Raw genomic sequence first — 19,583 nt, 5'->3', positions numbered from 1 at the left:
GCCGAAAAGCAAAGCTTTTCGCACTCCTTTTTGCGGTACAGCTAATTAAGAAAACTTAATTAGTCGTCAATTTCCGTAACGGTACCGGCACCAACGGTGTGGCCACCTTCACGAACAGTGAACTTCGTACCCTTTTCAATGGCAGCTGGTTGGATCAGTTCAACAGTGAACGTCACGTTGTCACCAGGCATAACCATTTCTACGCCATCAGGCAATTCGATAACACCAGTGATATCAGTGGTGTGGAAGTAGAATTGTGGACGGTAGTTGGAGAAGAATGGCGTATGACGGCCACCTTCTTCTTTGCTCAAGATGTAAACTTCACCCTTGAACTTTTCGTGGGTTTGGATCGAACCTGGCTTTGCCAGAACTTGGCCACGAACAACTTGTTCACGGTTAATCCCACGTAACAAAGCACCAACGTTATCCCCGGCTTCACCAAGGTCCAACGTCTTCCGGAACATTTCCAAACCAGTAACGGTCGTCTTCAATACGTCGTCGTGTAAACCAACGATTTCGACTTCGTCACCAATCTTAACAGTCCCACGGTCGATACGACCGGAAGCAACCGTCCCACGACCAGTGATCGTGAAGACGTCTTCAACAGGCATTAAGAATGGCTTTTCGTTGTCACGTTCTGGCGTTGGGATGTAGTCATCAACGACATCCATTAAGTGTAAGATAACCTTTTCTTGTTCTGGGTCGCCTTCAAGAGCCTTCAAGGCAGAACCACGGATAACAGGAATGTCATCACCAGGGTAATCGTATTCGGACAACAACTCACGAACTTCCATTTCAACTAAGTCAACCAATTCGTCGTCGTCAACTAAGTCGGTCTTGTTTAAGAAGACCACGATGTAGTTAACACCAACTTGGCGAGCTAACAGAATGTGTTCACGCGTTTGTGGCATAGGACCATCGGTTGCGGCAACAACCAAGATGGCACCATCCATTTGAGCGGCACCAGTGATCATGTTCTTGATGTAGTCAGCATGTCCTGGAGCATCGATGTGGGCGTAGTGACGCTTTTCCGTTTCGTATTCAACGTGGGCGGTGTTGATCGTGATACCACGTTCACGTTCTTCTGGAGCAGCATCGATATCTGCGTAATCTTCGGCCTTAGCTAAACCTTTGTCAGCCAATACCTTAGTGATTGCAGCAGTTAACGTCGTCTTCCCATGGTCAATATGGCCAATAGTACCAATATTTACATGGGGTTTAGTTCTTTCATAATGTTCTTTTTCAGCCATTAATGAAACCCTCCTGTATTTTATCGCAAGAATCCTTAATTTTCAGACGAAAATTAACAACTCTTTGCGTAAAATTATACTACTTCTTCTTTGAAAGGGAAAGCTGGAACCCTCTAAAAAAGAATCCTTGACTAGTATATCTGCTCACCAATTATTTGTAAACTAAAAAATCACTAATTTTCGGGCTTTTCGTTATTTATTGCGGCAAATAGGTCCTGTAAGTGCTTCCCTAAGCGTTTTTGCCAAGTTTTTAGCTGTTTAGCTTGTTCCGGTGAAATTGCGGTTTGCACGGGGCGACCCGCTAAATAATCGATCCACGCTTCCGGCGCAGTTAAAACTTTGTCCGCAAACGGGTATAACAACATTAATTGTAAATTAAGCGTTTGCCGAACGTTAGCCACTAATCCGGGATTAGTTTGCGCAAATTGCGTGGTCAGGTAGGTCAACGCGGCTTGCGCTGCCGGACCGGCCGCCACCGGTCCCAATTTAGCCGTCTCAACGGTGTAAATCTGGTCGTCGAGCCATTGGAGCCGCACCGGCTGATCGAGCTGTAAGCGCGAAAGTTCCTCTAATAGGGTCGCCCGCAGCAGCGGGTGTAAGAACGGATCCACCAATAAATACTGAACTCCCCGCAAAAACTCTCGCAGGGGCAGCTGCTGCGCCCGCTTAATCCGCCGCTGTTGCTCGGCTAAGTCGGTATCCCCCAAATGGTAAAACTGCTTAGCGATGACCCGTTGCGTTGCGCCCAGCGTTTGTCGGGCTTGGTCTTCGGCCGTAACGACCTGGGCCAATCCCGCCTGCGCCCACGCTTGAGCTTCCGGTAAGTGACACCACTGGCGAGCAAAGATAAATTGTTGATTCTTTAACGCAATCGTCAATCGCTGGGTAAACCACCGTTGATCGATCAAATATGCCCGGTCGTTTTCCGCGGCAATTTGTTCCGCCGCCAAGAACTGTTGATCATGGTAGAGACTAGTCGCCAGATACCGGTTCAGTTCTGCCGTCTGGTGGGCCTGATAGAGCGTGGTAAACGCCGCACTGGCCTGGGACCACTGTTCCTGCTGAAACGCCGCGAGCGCCCGCTGAAATTGTGCTGAATCCATGGATTTCCTCCTTAATACTGGAAACGAAAAGGGCCCCTTTCTTACCGAAAGTTGGCCCCAATTCACTTAATCTTTTTTATCCGTTGCGGTGGCGTGATTGTTCCGCCGCCGACGCCGATGATTTTTACTCTTCGGGTGTTCCGACGGTGCCTGATCGGCCGATTTGGCCTTTTGCGCCTTTTGGCCCTTAGTCTGGTGCCCCTTGGTTGCGGGCTTGGCTTCCGACTGAGCGGCCTTCGCCGTTTTGCTCTTTCCCGTCCGCCGGTGATGCTGGTTAACTTCCATGATGACGGGTAAGATCACGGGCCGCCGGTGGGTCTGGTCAAAGAGGTAATGACTCAGGTGTTCACGGACATCTTGTTTCAGGTGGCCCCAGTCAAACTCTTTATTATCCAGATTATTTTGCACCGTCTTGCAGATGATATCCGAACTCTCCTGCATCAGGTCCTTGTTCGCCTTCACGTAAACAAAGCCCCGTGACGTAATCTTCGGTGCCGCGACGATTTGCTTTTTCTTGCGATCGATCGTCACTACGGCGATGAAGATCCCATCGTCCGCCAAAACTTTCCGGTCGCGAAGGACGATGTTGCCAATGTCACCCACACCGATCCCGTCAATCATGGTATCACTGACGTCGATGCCGTCACCGAGTCCCATCTTACCGTCGGCATAGGTCAAAACGTCGCCCTTAGCCAAAATAAAGATGTGGTCGGCCGGCATCCCTAATTCTAACGCCGCTTGTGCGTGCGCGTTTAACAGCCGGTACTCCCCTTGAATAGGAATCAAGTACTGGGGCTTCATCAGGTTCAGCATTAATTGCAGGTCGCGTTTGTAAGCGTGCCCCGACGAATTGAGTTCATCGGAGATTGCCTTGACTTCGCCCCCGGCCCGATAAATCATGTCCCGCGTCTGGGCCACCGTGGTGTCCATGGCGTGTGATGGGGTCGTGACGATGTAGACCAGGTCCCCGGGTTGGATGTTTAATTGCTTTTCTTGTTTATTAGCCATGCGTTGGAGGGCCTTGATAGGTTCCCCCATCTTCCCCGTCTGCAAAATGACCGTCTCGGTCGGGTCTAAGGCTTCCACTTGTTCCGGTGTGATCAGCAGGTCGTCGTCAAAGGACAACTTGCCTAGATCCATCGCCGTGTGGACGATTTTTTCTAAATCCTGGCCCGTCAAACAAACCTTCCGGCCCGTCTTGACGGCGGCGTCGAAGATTTGTTGAATCCGTAAGATATTAGACGCCACGCAAGCCACCACGATACGGCCATCCCGGTAATGGAAGGTCTCTTCGATGGCTTCCGCCAATTCTTGTTCGGAGGCGTTCATCTTAGGGTTTTCGGCATTTGCGGAATCACTGAGTAACGCTAAAACGCCCGCCTGACCAATGGCCCCCAGCCGCGCATAGTCGGTCTGGTACCCTGGTTGTGCCGTCTGGTCGAACTTGAAATCGCCCGTGTAGACGATTCGGCCTTCATCGGTCTTCAGCACGATCCCCAAGGATTCGGGAATCGAGTGGGTCGTGGCGAAGAAGGAAACCACCACGTCACCAAAGTCGATTTCGGTCTTTTCGTCGATCACGTGAAAATCATCGTAATTTTTGACCTTCGGCTCGTTGGCCACACTAATCTTAGCTAAGGCCACCGTCATTTCCGACCCAAAGACGGGTACGTTAAATTCACTCAAAAAGTAGGGTAACGCGCCGATGGCATCGGCATGGCCGTGGGTCAGAAAGACCGCCACGATCCGGTCCTTATTTTCCCGCAGGTAATCCCAATCCGGAATCACCACGTCGATCCCTAGGAGTTCATTTTCCGGGTATTTTAACCCACAGTCTAAGATGTAGATGCCGCCGTTAACGTCCACGGCGTACATGTTCTTTCCGTTTTCGCGGACCCCGCCAAACGGAATGATTTTAATTTTTGCACTCATAAGTTCACCTCAAGTATCTTTTCTTTAATTTGGTCAATCCCGCAACGTTGCGCAGATTGCTTATCGGTATGGGTACCGAATTTCGTCCGTAGTTAAACTTCTTTCAGTTTACCATACTTTACCCAAATACAGAACTATGATGCGAGGCTCGCCCAACAAAAAAAGCCCATCCCCAAAACGGGAATGGACTCGTAGGTTCCACGACGAATTAACGACGCAGGCCCAAGCTCTTGATTAATTCACGGTAACGTTGAACGTCAGTCTTCCGTAAGTAAGCTAATAAGTTACGACGGTGACCGATCTTCTTCATCAACCCACGTTGGGAATGGAAGTCCTTGCGGTGGGCTTGCATATGCTTGTTGATTTCGTTGATGTCAGCGGTTAAAACGGCAACTTGAACTTCCGTCGAACCGGTGTCACCTTCGTGACGTGCGTATTGCTTGATGATTTCGTTCTTTTGTGCTTGACTGATAGCCATGGTAAATTACCACCCTTTCAAATAAGTGCCCCAAACTGAGTAAGTCGTCGGTGGCCGCCGACAAACTAAGTCAGAGGTTTGTGCTTTTCGCACAGTTATTTATCATACTGGAAAAATTACCAAAACGCAAGGCTTTCGCCAAAAGTGGCTATCAAGTAAAATTGCTTTACAATAATCTGGCGTAGCTATTGCATTCCCCCTCAGGGTTCTGTATAATGACATACGTTGAAATTAAGATTTCCGGTACCAGGATTTCTCATTCGGAGGTGAAATTTTCATGCCAATTATCAAATCTGCTATCGAACGGGCCAAGACTAACGTTAAGGCTAACGAACGTAACTCCGCACAATTAAGCACGATGCGGACTGCTGTTAAGCGTTTCGAACAAGCTAAGACTGCCGGTGCTGACAACGCGGAAGAATTATTCCGTTTAGCTAGTGCTGCCGTAGACAAGGCTGCTTCCAAGGGCTTAATCAAGCGGAACAAGGCTTCCCGTGACAAGTCACGGATGGCTGCCCGTTTAGCTAAGTAATCACACATCAACCTCATGAGATGATGTAATAAAGGCGCGACCAATTTATTGGTTGCGCCTTTTTGTGTTCCCGATTTTTTAGACCGTGGCTTTTTGGCCCGCAAACTGCGTCATGAAAAGTGAAAAGAGCAGCTCGGGATCTAAAGATGTCGACTTCATCTGCTGTTCCACCTTGAACAGGCCCAGGTAGGCCCGGTTGAGATCGTCCAAGTGAAACCGGCGGTGCGTCTGCAAAGCTAACTTGATGCGGTACGGATGGACCTTGAGCGTGCTGGCTAGCTTCCCTTGACTATACCCCTGTTGGGCCAACACCTTGGTCTGGATCAACAGACGAAACTGTCCCTGCAGAATCGCGTTGATCCGTAAGGGCTCTTCCTTGGCCTGAAGGAGTTCGCGATACAACGCCACGGCTCCCGCCGTATTCTTGGCCAGGACCCGGTTGACCAGGTCAAACACGTTTTGAGTCAGCGTTTGGCGGACCAGACCCTGGACCGCAGCGGGTTGGATCTCATGGTCGGGTAACGTAAAGAGTTCCAATTTTTCGCGTTCATTCATCATCAGTGACAGGTCGGCATCCGTTCGTTGGATCAAATCGTTCAGCGCGGCCGGTACCATGGTGTAACCGTCCTGCTTTAACTGTGCCTGAAAGAATTGGCGGACTTCACGTTCCGCAAAGTCCCCTAATTCGACCGTGGTGGCCACCTTTTTGAGTTGCTTAACGATCTTCTTGCGCCCGTCTAACTTGGCATACGGGGCGAAAAAGACCAACACGGTACTGGTCATCGGCGCCGTTAAGTATTGCTCGAGACTGTTCAAATCGTGGTCGACCTTGCTTTTCTTGGTCTCGCCGGTCAGAAAAACGGGATTGTCCAGGCAGACCACCCGACGTTCCCCAAAGAACGGGGCCGCCATCGCATCGTCGAGTCCTACGGCTAACGGGACCGTCTCCAGGTCATAACTGGCATAATTCATGGTCTGTTCTTCCGTAGGCACCAGTTGCTTAAACGCCGTCTTTAAGCGGTGCTGAAAATAGGGCATTTCGCCCAGAATAACGTAGATGGGGGCGGTCACCTGACCGGCCGCCAGTTGTTTTAAGAGTTGTGTTATCGTCACGCCTAGGATTCCCCTTTTAAATTTAATTTGGTTTGCCAAGTTCCGTGCTGGCCCCGATAAACGTAGCGGATCATCCCCCGTTGCTGGGTGCTGACCCATGGTAGGTTCGCCGCTTGTAGCGTCCGTAAGGTTTCGGGACTGGGATGACCGTAGCGATTATGCCGGCCCGCCGAGATAATGGCTAGTCGGGGCCGGACTTGGGCCACAAAGTTCGCCGCCGTGGCGGTCTTACTGCCGTGGTGTCCTAGCTTTAAGACGTCGGTCCGCAGGTGGGGCTGGGCCGCTAAAATCTTCTGTTCCCCCGCCTGGTCTAAATCTCCCATAAATAGGAAGTTTAACCCACCAAAGTCCCCCTGTAAAGCGAGTGAACCGGCATTATCGGCCGGCATGACCGCGAAGGGATGGTGGACCATTAGTGACGCCGGAACGCCCACCTGTAAGGGGCGGACCCGTAAGCCGGGGTACCGGGCCACGGTCCGTTGCCAGGCCGCTTCCCGCGCCATTCCCGTCGAGACCCACACACAATCGACCCGAAACGCGGCCAAGAGCGCCGGTAAATCGCCAATGTGGTCCGCATCATGATGGGTCAAATAAATGTCGTTGATGTGGGTGATTCCCCGACTCTTCAGGTAAGTCACACTGGTATATTCGGCCCCGTAGGTCACCGGCCGTACCGGTGCCCAGGCGGGTTGGGGAAACGCCAGGCGTCCACCCACGTCGATCAGCGTCACCCGGCGGTTACCGGGCGTGCGAATCAGGATGCTATCCCCCTGCCCCACGTCGAAATAGGCCACTTCACCGTGGAGCGGATAGTGGATGCCGACAAAGACCAGGCCATAGCTCACCAGCAGGCCCACCAGCCAGCGTCGCCGTTGCTGGGGTGGCCGACTCCAGATCCACCAGGTTCCCAGGTACCACGCGACCGCAATTCCCCAATAGGGTTTGCCAAAGGCCACATTGCCCGGTAACGCCGCGACCCGGCGCAACAGGTCATCGATCCCCGCTAAACCGGCGGCACACCCGTTCGTGATTGCCGGCCAACGAGGTCCCGTCAGCGTGCCCAGCACGGTCAAAGGTAACAGGAGCACGGGAAACAACGGGACCACCACCCAGTTGGCGAGAATGGTCAGACTGTGCCACTGAAAGACACCGCTCAGGAGACTGGGCAAGCCCAGTAGGGTCAATCCCAGCTCCCGCCAACGCGAAGTCTCTTCCTTGAGCAGGATCAACGCCAACGATAGGCCGTAACTGAGCTGACTCCCCAGTTCGAACACCAATCCCGGATTTTGCGCCAGCCCCACCAAAAAGGCGCCCGTCCAGGCACCCAGTGGGCTAACGGGCCGCTTCAGCCGGCGGCCCCCCAGCTGTAAACCACGCATCCAGCAGGCCCGCAAGACACCACTGCCACCGCCGGCCAGGATCGCATAGCCCGGTAGTCCCGCTAATAGGCCCCACTCCCACCATTCGCGCGGTAACCGTGCCTGGATCAGTCCCCACTCGGCCACCGTCAGGACCAACGCGACGTGCAAGCCCGAAATGGCAAAGAGGTGGATCAATCCTAGTCGCTGCATCCCAGCGAGTTCCTGGGGCGCCTCACTGGCCCGACTACCCGGAAATAGGCCCAGCGCGTACACACGTAACGCTCCGGGGAGTTGCTCACAGTACCGAATCAGACTGCTGCGCCAACCATGCCAGGTATCCGCCCACCAGGTCAGCCCCCGGCTAGCGGCCGGTCGCCAAGTCGCACTCGTCACCTTGACGGTGTTGACAATGCCCCGGTTGCCCCAGTAGCGGGCCGCATCAAACTGGTTAAAGTTCGGCGCCGGTAACAGGCCACTCGCCTGGCCCGTGACCGTCCACCAAGTTGGCCGCCGCAATTGCCGAAGTTGCGTTAACTCGTTAGCCGAATGCAGGGTTCCGTGGACCGTCAGGCGCTCCCCGTTCGGACGTTGCCCCACTAGCGTATACCCGCTACCGTGAATCACGGGACTGTCCGGTTGCACTCGGAGATGCAGGGTGACCGGCTGCAGCGCCGTCACGGCTAACCGCCGCTGATCCAGCTGCGTTTGCCGCCAACCGAACCACCCAGCGAATCCCAGTAATAATCCCCCGGTCACCAAGAGGGTGGGTAACGACCGTAACGTGAGGACTCGCCCAACACTCAGTAGGAGCAGTACCCCGCCACCCAACCAGTGACCGCCTAGCATTACGCTTAACGCGGCGACCGGCAGACTGGCCAAAAACCAGTGAGCCGCAGTCACCGCTCCGTCTTGGGTTGGTCAAACGATAAATGCGTTAACAATTGGGAATCGACGGTGACCTGTTGGACGGCCACGTGCTTCAAATCTAACAGTTTTTGCGCGTACGGATCGTTATGGTAATTCCGCAGGTAGGTAATCTTAGTGATCCCCGCCTGCAATAACATCTTGGTGCATTGTAAGCACGGGAAGTCCGTAACGTAGATCTCCGCGCCATCCGTGGCTTCACCGAACTTCGCGCACTGCAAAATCGCGTTCATTTCCGCGTGAATCGTCCGGACACAGTGCCCGTCGACCAGGTAACACCCCTGGTCGAGACAATGGTCGTCGCCCGAAACCGAGCCGTTGTACCCGCCCGCAATGATCCGGCGGTCGCGGACCACGATGGCCCCGACGGACAACCGGTTACAGGTGCTCCGGGTCGAAATCACTAACGCTTGTAACATAAAATATTGGTCCCACGGAATTCGTTCTTTCGTCATGTCGCTATTACCCCGTTTCTTCAGTTTACAATTCAGTATACCACGCCCTAAGTCGTCAGCTGAGCTTGTAAATGGGCGACCGTCTTCTCCCCAAAGCCCGCGACCTGCGTCAGATCCTTGACGCTTTTGAACGGTCCATGCTGGGTCCGGTAGTCCACGATTTTCTGGGCCTTTTTCGCCCCGACTCCCGTGAGTTGCTGTAATTCGGTCACGGTCGCCGTGTTCAGGTTGACCGGCGTGCTCCCCGAACTAGTCCCACTTGTCGCCCCGCTGGTTGGCGTTGCCGGACTACCAGTCCCACTGCCAGCCGACGCTGCTGGCGCCTTCTCGCCCTTTAAGGGCACGTAAAGTTGTTGCTGATCCGTCAGGCGTAAGGCCAAGTTAATCTGTCGCCGATCCGCGCGCGGCGTCACCCCACCGGCCGTCTTGAGTGCGTCGGCCACCCGCATCCCCTGGGCAAACTGATACAGGCCGGGGTGTTTGACCGCCCCCTGAACGTCGACCCAGACTTGGGTGTCGTGGCTGACCGCCCCAGAAGCCCCGGGCGCCTCGGTAACGGGCCGACTCGTACGCGTCGAACCAGTTCCCGACGAACTCGTCACCTCCGTGGTTGCCGGTGGCGGCGTTCCCAGTCCGGTCGACGTGGTCGCTGGCGCGGGGCGTAAAGCGCTCCACAGCCCGCCAATGACCAAGCCCCCAACGATCACCATCCCTAGCAGTCGTTGGTAGTGGGGGAGCTGTTCCCACCACGTTATGATTCGTTGCATCCCTCTCACCTCCTCGTCACGCAGATAACTCCGGCTAACCGCGCGATAATTTTTTTCAAGTGATAAAAAAACCACCTTTCGCTGGAAAGGTGGCGACCCGATTGGGGTTAAGGATGCGTTTGGAGATAGTGCAAGGCGTCCTGAAAGTTCTTCACCGGGACGACCTTCATGTTCGGCGCGTACTTCTTCGCCGTGGCCTTAGCCAACTGATAGTTCGTCTGGTGATGTTCTTCATACTTCAACAAGGCCTTGGTGGGTTTGACATACGGAGCAAAGAAAATCGTGGCCCCGGCCCGCTTAGCGGCGATGATCTTCTTATCGATACCGCCAATTTCCCCCACGTCACCGTTACTGTCCACGGTCCCCGTCCCGGCAATCTTGCGGCCGTGACGTAGATTTTCGTTGGTCAGCTGTTGGTAGATTTGGAGGCTAAACATCAACCCACCGGACGGCCCCCCAATGTTGCCGGGATTCACGGTGACCTTGGTCTTGGGCACGACCTTAACGTTATCGGTCAGCGTGATGCCGATTCCGGCCTTCTTGGTCGGCAAACTCATCAACTTTGCGGTGGCCGTGCGGGTCTTGCCGTTATGTTGGTAGGTAATGGTGGCCCGGCTGCCAACCTTTTGACGTTGGATGTAAGTCTGGTAGCCCACCATGTTGTTGAAATGGCGGCCGTTGACCTTGGTCACGGTGTCGCCAACCTGTAGGTCGTGTTTAAACGGCGACTGGTCATCTACGCTGACCACGTAAATTCCCAGATATTGCCGGGTCACCGGTCGTTTGGCCGCCCGGTAAGCCGTGTAGATCGACTCGTTGATCGCACTTTGCATGTAGAAGTCCTGCACCTTGTCATAAGTGGCGTTACTTTCGCCCCCCGTGACGTTCGCCGTGGACTCGACCGAATAATGGGGATTGAGCTTGGCGTACAGATAGCTGACCGGGCGGGCCTGCGCCACCGCCACGGAAGTGATCATAAACTTCCCACTCCGTTTATCCGGATGGCCGGGCATCTTCACGAACGATTTCAAATTATCCGCTGACCCCGGCCCTTCGATGTACTCCGGTAAGGGGAGCATGAAGAAGGCTAGGATGGCCAGGACCGCCACCAGCATCCCCACAAATTGGGTCCGTTGTTCCCGGGTAGTCTGCCGTAACCGTCGTATCATGGTCGGTCACTTCCCAACCGTTGGGCTAGCGCCTGGGCGACCGGGACCGGCACCAGCGTGGTCAGGTCCCCGCCAAACTTGGCGACTTCTCGCAATAAACTCGACGACACGAACTGGTACTGCGGATCGGCCATCAGACACACCGTTTCGATGTGCGCATCTAAATGATGGTTCATTCCGGCGATGCCCTGTTCGTACTCGAAGTCGACGCTGTTGCGTAGTCCCCGGATCAGCACCGTGGCGTGACATTGCTGCATGAACGCCACGGTCAATCCCGTTTCGATCTGCACCGTCACGTTAGGCAAGTCTGGAATACTCTGTTCGATAAAGGCGACCCGTTCGGCGGGCGTAAAAACGCCTTTTTTGGCCGTATTTTGACCGACCGCCACAATCAATTGGTCAAACAGGTGGCTGGCCCGGGTGATCAAGTCTAAGTGGCCATTGGTTAAGGGGTCAAAGCTCCCCGGAAAAACCGCAATCGTCATCGTTAATCCCTTCCTACTGCATAAATGGTTAAGACGGTAATCCCATAGTTTCGCTGTTCCACAAACTCAAACCCCGGCACCGTTTCCGGCAACTGGGCGTTCTGATCCGTCTCGCAGATGATTCGCGCCGTGGCCGTCAATAACTTTAATTCCCGTAATTGGGTCATTTGTTGCACGATTTTTTGTTGGGCGTACGGCGGGTCAAAGAACACCAGGTCGAACTGTTCTCCCCGACCGGCGAGTTCCTGCACGGCCCGGTTAGCGTCGCGTTTGAGGATTTCAAAGCGTTCCGGCGCCTTGGTAACCGCCACGTTGTCCTTGATGGTTTTAATCGCGGCATACTGGCGGTCGATCAACACCGCACGGTCGATGCCCCGCGAGACGGCCTCGATGCTTAACCCGCCCGACCCCGCAAACAGGTCCAGGCTTTGGCCCCCGTCGAAATAGGGACCGATAATGTTGAACATGGCTTCCTTGACCTTATCCGTAGTGGGTCGCGTCGCCATCCCGGGCACGGCCTTCAAGCGCCGGCCACCAAAATCACCTGCAACAATTCTCATGCGTCATCATCCTTTGCTTCCGCGTCTTCTTCGGGATCCGTGACCCCATTAAACGTTTCCTTGATTTTAGGCCGCATCGACGGCACGACCCGTTTAACGAATCGTAACCGCTGCAGTTTCTGGGTCAACTCGTCAATTTCATCCTGGTTCACGTACAGTACCACGTACCGCATCTTCTTTGAGACGTACATCACGGTACCGTAGCGTTTCAGTTGGCGCGTCTGTTTGAGACTATAGGTATACACGATCAAACTCTGCCGTGGCTGAATTTCAAATGCCATGGGACTCACCCCTTCTTGTGGTTAATGTGTGGCGCGGTAGTGCTTCTGCCGCGCACTGATATTTAAAACGATACCCAGGACCAGGGCTAACGTCCAGGTACTGGACCCCCCGTAACTGATGAACGGGAACGTGACCCCGGTGATTGGTAAGAGACCCAAGACCCCGCCGATGTTAAAGAACGTTTGCACGGTCAAGTAGGTCGCCGCCCCGTAGCACACCAGCGCGTAATAGGTCGAGTTGCTGCGGACGCCCACCAGGACAATCCGGGTGATCATCAAGAAAAGTAACGCAATCACGCCTAACGCCACCAGCAAGCCCAGTTCCTCGGCCAGAATGGCCATAATAAAGTCGGTATTGGGTTCCGGTAAATATCCCGTCTTTTGGATACTGTTGCCCCACCCGACCCCAAAAATGCCCCCGTTACTCAGCGCATAGTAGGAGTTCACCAGTTGTTGGCCGACTCCCTGGGAATGAATAAACGGGTTCTTAAACGCCACCATTCGTTGTAACTGGTAGGACCCCTGTGCCATTCTGGTCTCCGAAAGCTTGACCAGGAGGGGGATAATCACGACCACGATGGCAAGTAATCCCGCGCTCATGATGCCCGTCGCCCACTTCCAGTTAAACCCACTGGCAAAGAGCAGGACCACGATGATGCTGGCGTTAATGGCCGCCCCGCCAAGGTCAGGTTGAATAAAAATCAACCCGACGATCAGCGCGCTGGTCACGATGGGTTGCCACATGGTCGTCCACCAACCCTCGGTCGCCAGGTCATCTTGCCGGTTAGTGATGGTGTTGGCCATCCAAATAATCAAATAAAATTTCACAAACTCGGCTGGTTGAATGCTGATGGGGCCAAAGTGAAACCAGCCCGCGGCCCCGTTAACGGTCTTACCGACCAACAGTAACGCCGCCAACGAGCCAATCGCGAGGTAACTCAACCAGCGCAGTAAGGTTGGGTGGCGTAATTTTTCTAAATTCATCGCCAACATGAACCCCACAATGATCAGTCCCATGATCACGTACAGGGACTGTTTGACCAGATAGCTGGTCGGGCTGCCCCCATTTTGGTTACCGATGTCGGCACTGGCCGAGTACACCATGACGATCCCTAACAGGCTTAACACCAGATAAGGGACCACCAACCAATAATCTAAATATTTTAATCTTCGCATACGTTCGTTCGCCCCAAGCCTGCCGGTTAATCCGGCATTCGAATGTGTCCGCAGCGTTGCCGATTGATGGGGCTCATTCCCGTCAGTCAACGGGCCCACGATTGACACCACCGGCTTTCGCCGACAGCGTCCAGATGGCCGCGCCCCTTACGGCAAGCCGCCAGCCTTAACCAGCACTCCGCGTAATGTTTACATTATACCAAACTCGGAATTAATTGTATCACAGATACCGCGCGGAATCGCCGTGTCATCACGTTTTAACATTTCTTAATCCCCCTGCCGACCGCTACTAGCCAAGATCCGCCACGCCCGCCCAGCAGTCGAGGTATTTCCCCGCAGCTCGCACCAAATTGCGGTCAAAAAAAGCCGGAAGGCCCGTGGTTTCCCACTGAGTCTTCCGGCAAAATTTTTAAAGTTTAAAATTACTTGTTGTTCCCGTGACGCAACTTCTTGGCTGCCTTTTCACGTTCACTGGTGTTCAAGATTTGCTTCCGCAAACGAACGTGTTCTGGGGTAATTTCACAGAATTCGTCTTCGTTGATGAATTCCAGAGATTCTTCCAGTGACATCACTAATGGCGTCTTAACCTTAGCGATATCTTCAGACCCAGCGGCCCGGACGTTGGTTTGGTTCCGACCACGCGTGATGTTCACGGAGATGTCGTTTTCACGACTGTTCTGACCGATGATCATCCCTTCGTAGACTTCCGTTCCGGCAGGCGTAAAGATAATCCCCCGGTCTTGAACGGCCATGATGGCGTAAGTCGTGACCTTCCCAGAGTTGATGGAAACCAGAGTCCCGTTACGACGACCTGGGTTCCAGTTCTTGATCACTGGCATGTACTTGGAGAACGTGTGGTTCATGATCCCGTAACCCCGCGTCATGGACAAGAAGTCCGTGGAGTACCCAATCAACCCACGAGTTGGGGCTAAGAAGGTCAAACGGGTTTGACCGTTCCCAACGGATTCCATGTTCTTCATTTCACCCTTCCGCTTGGACAGGGAGTCAATGATGGCCCCGGTGTATTCGTCAGGGGTGTCGATTTGGACGGATTCAAATGGTTCGCAACGCGTGTTGTCAATCGTCTTGTAGATAACTTCTGGACGGGAAGCTTGTAATTCGTAGCCTTCACGCCGCATAGTTTCAATCAAGATGGACAAGTGCAATTCACCACGACCGGAAACGACCCAGGCACCTGGGTTATCCGTGTCGTCGACCCGCAAGGAAACGTCGGTATGCAGTTCACGCTTCAACCGTTCTTCGATTTGACGAGAAGTGACAAATTTCCCTTCACGACCAGCAAATGGCGAGTCGTTCGTCCGGAAAGTCATCTTCAAGGTTGGTTCGTCGATCCGTAACAGTGGAAGTGGTTCCAAGTGGTTCGGGTCCACAACGGTTTCCCCAACGTTGATTTCTTCCATCCCGGAAACGGCAATCAAGTCACCGGCCTTGGCTTCGTTGATTTCCAAACGCTTCAAACCGAAGTACCCAAATAACTTGGTCACCCGGAAGTTTTGCTTGGAGCCATCCAACTTCATCACGGTAACGTTATCGCCGACCTTGATCTTGCCCCGGAAAATCCGGCCGATCCCGACCCGACCAACGAAATCGTTGTAGTCCAGCATGGCAACTTGGAATTGTAAAGGTTCGTCTTCGTTATCGATAGGCGCTGGAATGTGCTTAACGATCGTGTCGAAGATTGGTTGCATGGTGTGTTCTTGGGTGTCCAAGTCTGGATCGTAGCTGGACGTTCCGTTCATGGCAGATGCATAAACCACGGGGAAGTCCAATTGGTCTTCGTCGGCACCTAATTCAATGAAGAGGTCCAAAACTTCGTCCACCACTTCGGATGGGCGAGCGCCCGGACGGTCAACCTTGTTGATGACCACGATTGGGGTCAAATGTTGGTCCAAGGCCTTCTTCAAAACGAAACGGGTTTGTGGCATCGTTCCTTCGTAGGCATCGACAACTAACAAAACGCCGTCAACCATGCGCATGATCCGTTCCACTTCACCACCAAAGTCGGCGTGTCCTGGGGTGTCCAAAATGTTGATTTGCTTGTCGCCGTAACGAACCGCAGTGTTCTTGGACAGGATCGTAATTCCCCGTTCCCGTTCAATTGCGTTCGAGTCCAGTGCCCGGTCCTCAATGGACGCATGGGAGTCCAACGTATCGGACTGTTTCAGCATTTCGTTAACTAAGGTCGTTTTCCCGTGGTCAACGTGGGCAATGATGGCAATGTTACGGATATCATCTCTGGTTTTCAAGTGTATTTCTTCCTTTCGTGCTTGTTGAATTAGATGGTGCTTGACGCACCCACAGGGTAAGTACGCCTTATTGTAGCGTCAATGACCGGCAAAGTCCATCCATACCGGCCGGTCGCATAAAAAAACTGTGACCGGGTCACAGTGAGACGTCATCTTCTTCAATTTGGAGAATATCACGTTGCGCTTGTTTCGTCGCTACTAGTACAAGGTTAGATGATAGCATATCGAGCGGTTGCCCGTCAATAGTTGAGGTTCGAACCCCTAACGTATTTAACAGGACTTGACCCGCCGCAAAATCCCACGGCTTCAAGTAGGAGATGTAGCCGAGGGTCTTTCCCAACATAATATTAATCATTTCAATCCCGGCACTCCCGTAGACCCGCATCCCTGCACTGGCATGCACAATGGCCTGGGTGTGCGCAACGTCTTTGATAACCAACGGGGAACTCATCCCGATCAGACCGTCCGCTAACGCCAAGTCCGCCGGCGCCCCGAGTTGCTGCTGATTGGCCCAGACGCCGCCGAGCTGGGGCCCGCCGTGGTACAAAACGTCGTTCATCACGTCATAGATAAAGCCGAGTTGGCCCACGCCATCTTGGTAGATCCCAATCATCATGGCAAAGTTGTCCCGTTGCTTCACGAAGTTCATGGTCCCGTCGATGGGGTCCACGATCCATAACCGGCCCTTCACGGACGTGACGTTATCGCCAAACCCTTCTTCGCCTAACACCTGCGCTTGCGGGTCGAGTTGGCGAATCGCGCGAATCAAGAACTGTTCGTTGCCCTTATCCACGTTGGTGACCAGGTCCTTACGTCCCGTCTTTTCGTCCACCGTCAAAGTTTGGTGCATCTTCGCGATCACTTGACGCCGGGCTTCCTTGAGAAGTGCCTCGACGTCGCGACTAAGTTGTTGCCAATCGGTTGCCATTAGTTCTGCGTTCCTTTCATGTTGACCCGTCCCGTTCCCAATTGCCGCGCCAGTTTGACGGTGCGGTAAATACTATACCCGGAAGCTGTTTGAAAGTCCCGGTCCAGTTGCTTTTCCTCAAATTTTTGGGGCACCACCGTTTGAAACTCCCGGTAGGCCGCCAAAATTTTCGCGGCCTCAACGCCTCGCGGTTGCTCGTAAGCGGCCTCGATTGCTTGATACAACCGCGTGACCGTTAAAATGTCGGCCGTTGACCAGTCCGGGAACAGTGGATACTCATAATTCGTGGTTTGCGCCATTTATTTTCCCTCCGTTTGGGTGCCCTCAATCTGGGCGATTTCATCTTGGATAGCCGCCAAAGTGGCCGCATAGGGTTGCTGCTCATCTTCAGATAAGGCTAAGTTCGGTAGCGGTTTCCACCCGTTGGCCGTCACCAGCACCGGGGTCGCCGCCGCGTAGGTCGGGGCCGTCGGTTGGGGATGAGCGACCGGCACGATCAGGGGTTGATTGGCCAAAACAGCCCGTAGAATGCGGATCAACACCATTAGCCGTAACGTCGTTTGCGATGCCACGGCTTCCCGTTGGAGCCAAGTCCCCATCTTGCCCAAATCGTCGGCGTTAAACTTTGCATCGGCCGTGGCCAGATACATTAAAATCGGCGTTGGTCCCACGTAGGTTCGACTCCACGCCGGGATGGGTTCGGCCGCCCGCCCCACTACCGTGGTTTGAATGGCGCCCGGTCCCACGCCGAGTCGTTCCGCCAGGCGGCACGTCAGTAACCGCGTCATCGGGTAAGTGCCCAACCCCCAGATTTGGCCCGGGGCCGCTCCCGAATATTTCCAAGCAAAGTAGGTCAACAGTTCGTCATGCTGCCCGGCAAAAATGATTTGGCCCTGAAACCCGTTCTCTAGGATCCGGCTGATCAACCGCCGTAAATTAGCGACGCGTTCGGGCAAGGCGACCTCCGCACTCGACCGGTCGAGCACCACCAACCAAGCCGCCTGGCCGTAATCCGTGTTGGTCCCCACCCGAATGGAGAGTTGCGCACACAACGCACTCGCCACGACTAGGGTTTGATACTGCGGCGTATCGGTCGTGTGTTCAGGTAAGACCACACAGTCCACCGGTAAATCAGCAATTAGCAATTGTTGGAGCAACTGACAGGTCTGGGTCAGCTCCCCTTGAATGAGTAGTGTTGGTTTCATTAAACCCCTCCACTTTTCTCTGAATTATCGTCATAATCCCATTATAAGTGATGCCGCCGGGATAGCAAGCCACAGCCCGCCACCCCCGCTGGTTCTTAAGACACAAAAAGAGAACAGCGGGTCGTGGCCCGCTGTTCTCCTCTAGGTTTAAGCTAACTTCAAATCGATTTACAGATGAGTTGGGAAGCCCAACGCAATGTCGCCCGCTTCTTGAATTGGTTCGTTCAAGGTTGGGTGTGGGTGAATCGTCAAGGCAACGTCTTCGACGTTCATGCCGCCGTTAACGATCAGTGACAATTCACCAGCCATGGTGCTGGCTTCAGGGCCAACCACTTGGGCCCCCACGATGTTCTTGTTGTCGTCGTCCGTGTAAACGAACCGAACAAAGCCATCGGGTTCGTCCAGTGAAACCGCCCGAGCATTCCCGGCAAATGGGAACTTCGCGGTCTTCACGGCAATGTTCTTGTCCTTAGCTTCGGCGGCCGTGTAACCCACCGTTGCTAATTCTGGGTCCGCGAAGCAGACCGCCGGAACACTGACGTAATCGTTGGCCACCTTCTTGCCCGCAATGGCACCGGCCGCCGTCTTGGCTTCGTAGAAGGCCTTGTGTGCCAGGGCAGGCCCAGCCACAATGTCCCCAACGGCGAAGATGTGTTCGGAAGCCGTCCGGCCTTGGTTATCCACCTTGACCAAACCGTGATCGTCTAACTCAACCTTAGTGTATTCTAAGCCTAAGTTATCGGTATTTGCCCGCCGACCAACGGTGACCATGCAGTAGTCCGCCTTAATCGTGGTTTCCTTACCGTCCACCGCGTAGGTGACCGCCACACCGTTGTCGTCTTGAGAAGAACTCTTGGCCATGGCGTTGGTAATCACGTCAACACCCTTCTTCTTCAACTTCTTCAGGACAACTGAAACCATATCTTTTTCGAAGTTAGGCAGAATGGACTTCGTTCCTTCAATGATCGTCACGTGTGACCCTAAGCTCGCGTACGCGCCAGCTAATTCGGTCCCAACGTAACCCCCACCAATCACGACGAATTCCTTAGGGATTTCTGGTAAGTTCAACCCACCAGTGGAGTCGATGACCCGGCCTTCAAACTTGAAGCCAGGGATTTCAATGGGGTGACTCCCGGAAGCAATAATCAAGTTATTGAATTCGAAAGTCCGACCCGTATCCGTCGACATGAATTGCTTTTCACCGGTTGGCATAATCCGCAATTGCGTATCGCTTAAGAAGACGGCTTCACCGTTTACGACGTCAACGTGGTGCTTCTTGAGCAACATGTTGACCCCACCGGTCATCCGGTCAACCACTTTGTGTTGTTTCCAGTCTTGGGTCTTCTTAAAGTCAATCGTTGCGGGTTGGGTTGTAATTCCGTAAGGGTCGCCATGGTTGGCCGCCTCTAAGCGGTGACCAGCTTGGATTAAGGCCTTGGAAGGAACACAGCCAACGTTCAAACATACCCCACCAACGGTGTCAGACTTTTCGACCAGCGTAACCTTTTGGCCTAATTCTGAAGCCCGAATTGCAGCGACGTAACCGCCGGGGCCGGCACCAATGATGACGGTATCCTTTTTTTCAACATCTGCCATA

The 19,583-nt window shown here is 53.7% G+C and carries 19 protein-coding genes; 1 reads left to right on the top strand and 18 read right to left on the bottom strand.

Going from position 1 to position 19,583, the window contains the following annotated elements:
• Positions 1-59: 59 nt before the first annotated feature.
• The 4 genes from tuf to rpsO all read right to left on the bottom strand — a co-directional run bounded on the left by tuf (position 60) and on the right by rpsO (position 4,763).
• Entirely contained in the window at positions 60-1,250 is a 1,191-nt protein-coding gene (gene tuf / locus FD38_RS01885; protein ID WP_057730629.1) for an elongation factor Tu, read from the bottom strand.
• 173 nt (positions 1,251-1,423) lie between these two features.
• Positions 1,424-2,353 (bottom strand): hypothetical protein, encoded by a 930-nt coding sequence (locus FD38_RS01880; protein ID WP_057730627.1) that lies wholly within the window; start codon positions 2,351-2,353, stop codon positions 1,424-1,426.
• 66 nt (positions 2,354-2,419) lie between these two features.
• Positions 2,420-4,285 carry a ribonuclease J gene (locus FD38_RS01875; protein WP_083485245.1) on the bottom strand — a complete coding sequence of 622 codons (1,866 nt, stop codon included), beginning with the start codon at positions 4,283-4,285 and terminating at the stop codon, positions 2,420-2,422.
• A gap of 208 nt (positions 4,286-4,493) precedes the next feature.
• Positions 4,494-4,763: a 30S ribosomal protein S15 gene (gene rpsO, locus FD38_RS01870; protein ID WP_057730626.1), complete on the bottom strand. Its 270-nt coding sequence runs from the start codon at positions 4,761-4,763 to the stop codon at positions 4,494-4,496.
• A gap of 277 nt (positions 4,764-5,040) precedes the next feature.
• Between rpsO and rpsT the strand changes: the two genes are divergently transcribed.
• On the top strand, positions 5,041-5,295 hold the full coding sequence (rpsT, locus tag FD38_RS01865) for a 30S ribosomal protein S20 (protein ID WP_045807966.1): 255 nt from the start codon (positions 5,041-5,043) through the stop codon (positions 5,293-5,295).
• 78 nt (positions 5,296-5,373) lie between these two features.
• Here rpsT and holA read toward each other — a convergent pair whose 3' ends face one another.
• From holA to lpdA, 14 genes are all read right to left on the bottom strand, one after another.
• The gene (gene holA, locus FD38_RS01860) at positions 5,374-6,408 is read right to left on the bottom strand and encodes a DNA polymerase III subunit delta (protein WP_057730624.1); all 1,035 of its coding nucleotides are present in this window, start codon (positions 6,406-6,408) and stop codon (positions 5,374-5,376) included.
• Between the two features lie 2 nt (positions 6,409-6,410).
• Positions 6,411-8,669, bottom strand: coding sequence for a DNA internalization-related competence protein ComEC/Rec2 (locus tag FD38_RS01855; protein WP_225430753.1), 2,259 nt, complete (start codon positions 8,667-8,669; stop codon positions 6,411-6,413).
• Entirely contained in the window at positions 8,666-9,148 is a 483-nt protein-coding gene (locus FD38_RS01850; protein WP_057730622.1) for a ComE operon protein 2, read from the bottom strand. Before FD38_RS01850 ends, FD38_RS01855 begins: the two co-directional genes overlap by 4 nt.
• Before the next feature lie 47 nt (positions 9,149-9,195).
• Positions 9,196-9,915 (bottom strand): helix-hairpin-helix domain-containing protein, encoded by a 720-nt coding sequence (locus tag FD38_RS01845; protein WP_057730620.1) that lies wholly within the window; start codon positions 9,913-9,915, stop codon positions 9,196-9,198.
• A gap of 107 nt (positions 9,916-10,022) precedes the next feature.
• A complete protein-coding gene (locus FD38_RS01840; RefSeq protein ID WP_371862756.1) occupies positions 10,023-11,030 on the bottom strand; it encodes a SepM family pheromone-processing serine protease in 1,008 nt (335 codons plus the stop codon).
• Between the two features lie 50 nt (positions 11,031-11,080).
• Positions 11,081-11,569, bottom strand: coding sequence for a pantetheine-phosphate adenylyltransferase (gene coaD / locus FD38_RS01835; RefSeq protein ID WP_057730617.1), 489 nt, complete (start codon positions 11,567-11,569; stop codon positions 11,081-11,083).
• A 2-nt stretch (positions 11,570-11,571) separates the two neighbouring features.
• Positions 11,572-12,129, bottom strand: coding sequence for a 16S rRNA (guanine(966)-N(2))-methyltransferase RsmD (rsmD, locus tag FD38_RS01830; protein ID WP_057730615.1), 558 nt, complete (start codon positions 12,127-12,129; stop codon positions 11,572-11,574).
• Positions 12,126-12,410 (bottom strand): YlbG family protein, encoded by a 285-nt coding sequence (locus tag FD38_RS01825; RefSeq protein WP_057730614.1) that lies wholly within the window; start codon positions 12,408-12,410, stop codon positions 12,126-12,128. Before FD38_RS01825 ends, rsmD begins: the two co-directional genes overlap by 4 nt.
• A 21-nt stretch (positions 12,411-12,431) precedes the next feature.
• Positions 12,432-13,586, bottom strand: a complete 1,155-nt coding sequence (locus tag FD38_RS01820; RefSeq protein ID WP_057730612.1) for an FtsW/RodA/SpoVE family cell cycle protein — start codon at positions 13,584-13,586, stop codon at positions 12,432-12,434.
• A gap of 422 nt (positions 13,587-14,008) precedes the next feature.
• On the bottom strand, positions 14,009-15,853 hold the full coding sequence (gene typA, locus FD38_RS01815; protein ID WP_057730611.1) for a translational GTPase TypA: 1,845 nt from the start codon (positions 15,851-15,853) through the stop codon (positions 14,009-14,011).
• Positions 15,854-15,989: 136 nt separating this feature from the next.
• Positions 15,990-16,781, bottom strand: a complete 792-nt coding sequence (locus tag FD38_RS01810; RefSeq protein ID WP_057730607.1) for an inositol monophosphatase family protein — start codon at positions 16,779-16,781, stop codon at positions 15,990-15,992.
• Complete coding sequence (locus FD38_RS01805) at positions 16,781-17,080, bottom strand: UPF0223 family protein (RefSeq protein ID WP_057730605.1); 300 nt, start codon at positions 17,078-17,080, stop codon at positions 16,781-16,783. The genes FD38_RS01810 and FD38_RS01805 overlap by 1 nt, the downstream gene beginning before the upstream one ends.
• Positions 17,081-17,986 carry a Rossmann-fold NAD(P)-binding domain-containing protein gene (locus FD38_RS01800; RefSeq protein WP_057730603.1) on the bottom strand — a complete coding sequence of 302 codons (906 nt, stop codon included), beginning with the start codon at positions 17,984-17,986 and terminating at the stop codon, positions 17,081-17,083.
• Between the two features lie 168 nt (positions 17,987-18,154).
• On the bottom strand, positions 18,155-19,582 hold the full coding sequence (gene lpdA / locus FD38_RS01795) for a dihydrolipoyl dehydrogenase (RefSeq protein ID WP_057730601.1): 1,428 nt from the start codon (positions 19,580-19,582) through the stop codon (positions 18,155-18,157).
• Position 19,583: the final 1 nt, after the last annotated feature.

Origin of the sequence: Levilactobacillus zymae DSM 19395, assembly GCF_001434115.1 — a bacterium.
Lineage (GTDB): Bacteria > Bacillota > Bacilli > Lactobacillales > Lactobacillaceae > Levilactobacillus > Levilactobacillus zymae.
The sequence above is the reverse complement of the archived record's forward strand: the minus strand, read 5'-3'. Positions and strand labels throughout refer to the sequence as shown.

Bases quoted from the DNA above. Each gene is read 5' to 3' on its own strand.
- tuf (WP_057730629.1), bottom strand. From the start codon at position 1,250: ATGGCTGAAAAAGAACATTATGAAAGAACTAAACCCCATGTAAATATT.
- FD38_RS01880 (WP_057730627.1), bottom strand. From the start codon at position 2,353: ATGGATTCAGCACAATTTCAGCGGGCGCTCGCGGCGTTTCAGCAGGAA.
- FD38_RS01875 (WP_083485245.1), bottom strand. From the start codon at position 4,285: ATGAGTGCAAAAATTAAAATCATTCCGTTTGGCGGGGTCCGCGAAAAC.
- rpsO (WP_057730626.1), bottom strand. From the start codon at position 4,763: ATGGCTATCAGTCAAGCACAAAAGAACGAAATCATCAAGCAATACGCA.
- rpsT (WP_045807966.1), top strand. From the start codon at position 5,041: ATGCCAATTATCAAATCTGCTATCGAACGGGCCAAGACTAACGTTAAG.
- FD38_RS01850 (WP_057730622.1), bottom strand. From the start codon at position 9,148: ATGACGAAAGAACGAATTCCGTGGGACCAATATTTTATGTTACAAGCG.
- FD38_RS01845 (WP_057730620.1), bottom strand. From the start codon at position 9,915: ATGCAACGAATCATAACGTGGTGGGAACAGCTCCCCCACTACCAACGA.
- FD38_RS01840 (WP_371862756.1), bottom strand. From the start codon at position 11,030: ATGCTGGTGGCGGTCCTGGCCATCCTAGCCTTCTTCATGCTCCCCTTA.
- coaD (WP_057730617.1), bottom strand. From the start codon at position 11,569: ATGACGATTGCGGTTTTTCCGGGGAGCTTTGACCCCTTAACCAATGGC.
- rsmD (WP_057730615.1), bottom strand. From the start codon at position 12,129: ATGAGAATTGTTGCAGGTGATTTTGGTGGCCGGCGCTTGAAGGCCGTG.
- FD38_RS01825 (WP_057730614.1), bottom strand. From the start codon at position 12,410: ATGGCATTTGAAATTCAGCCACGGCAGAGTTTGATCGTGTATACCTAT.
- FD38_RS01820 (WP_057730612.1), bottom strand. From the start codon at position 13,586: ATGCGAAGATTAAAATATTTAGATTATTGGTTGGTGGTCCCTTATCTG.
- FD38_RS01810 (WP_057730607.1), bottom strand. From the start codon at position 16,781: ATGGCAACCGATTGGCAACAACTTAGTCGCGACGTCGAGGCACTTCTC.
- FD38_RS01805 (WP_057730605.1), bottom strand. From the start codon at position 17,080: ATGGCGCAAACCACGAATTATGAGTATCCACTGTTCCCGGACTGGTCA.
- FD38_RS01800 (WP_057730603.1), bottom strand. From the start codon at position 17,986: ATGAAACCAACACTACTCATTCAAGGGGAGCTGACCCAGACCTGTCAG.
- lpdA (WP_057730601.1), bottom strand. From the start codon at position 19,582: ATGGCAGATGTTGAAAAAAAGGATACCGTCATCATTGGTGCCGGCCCC.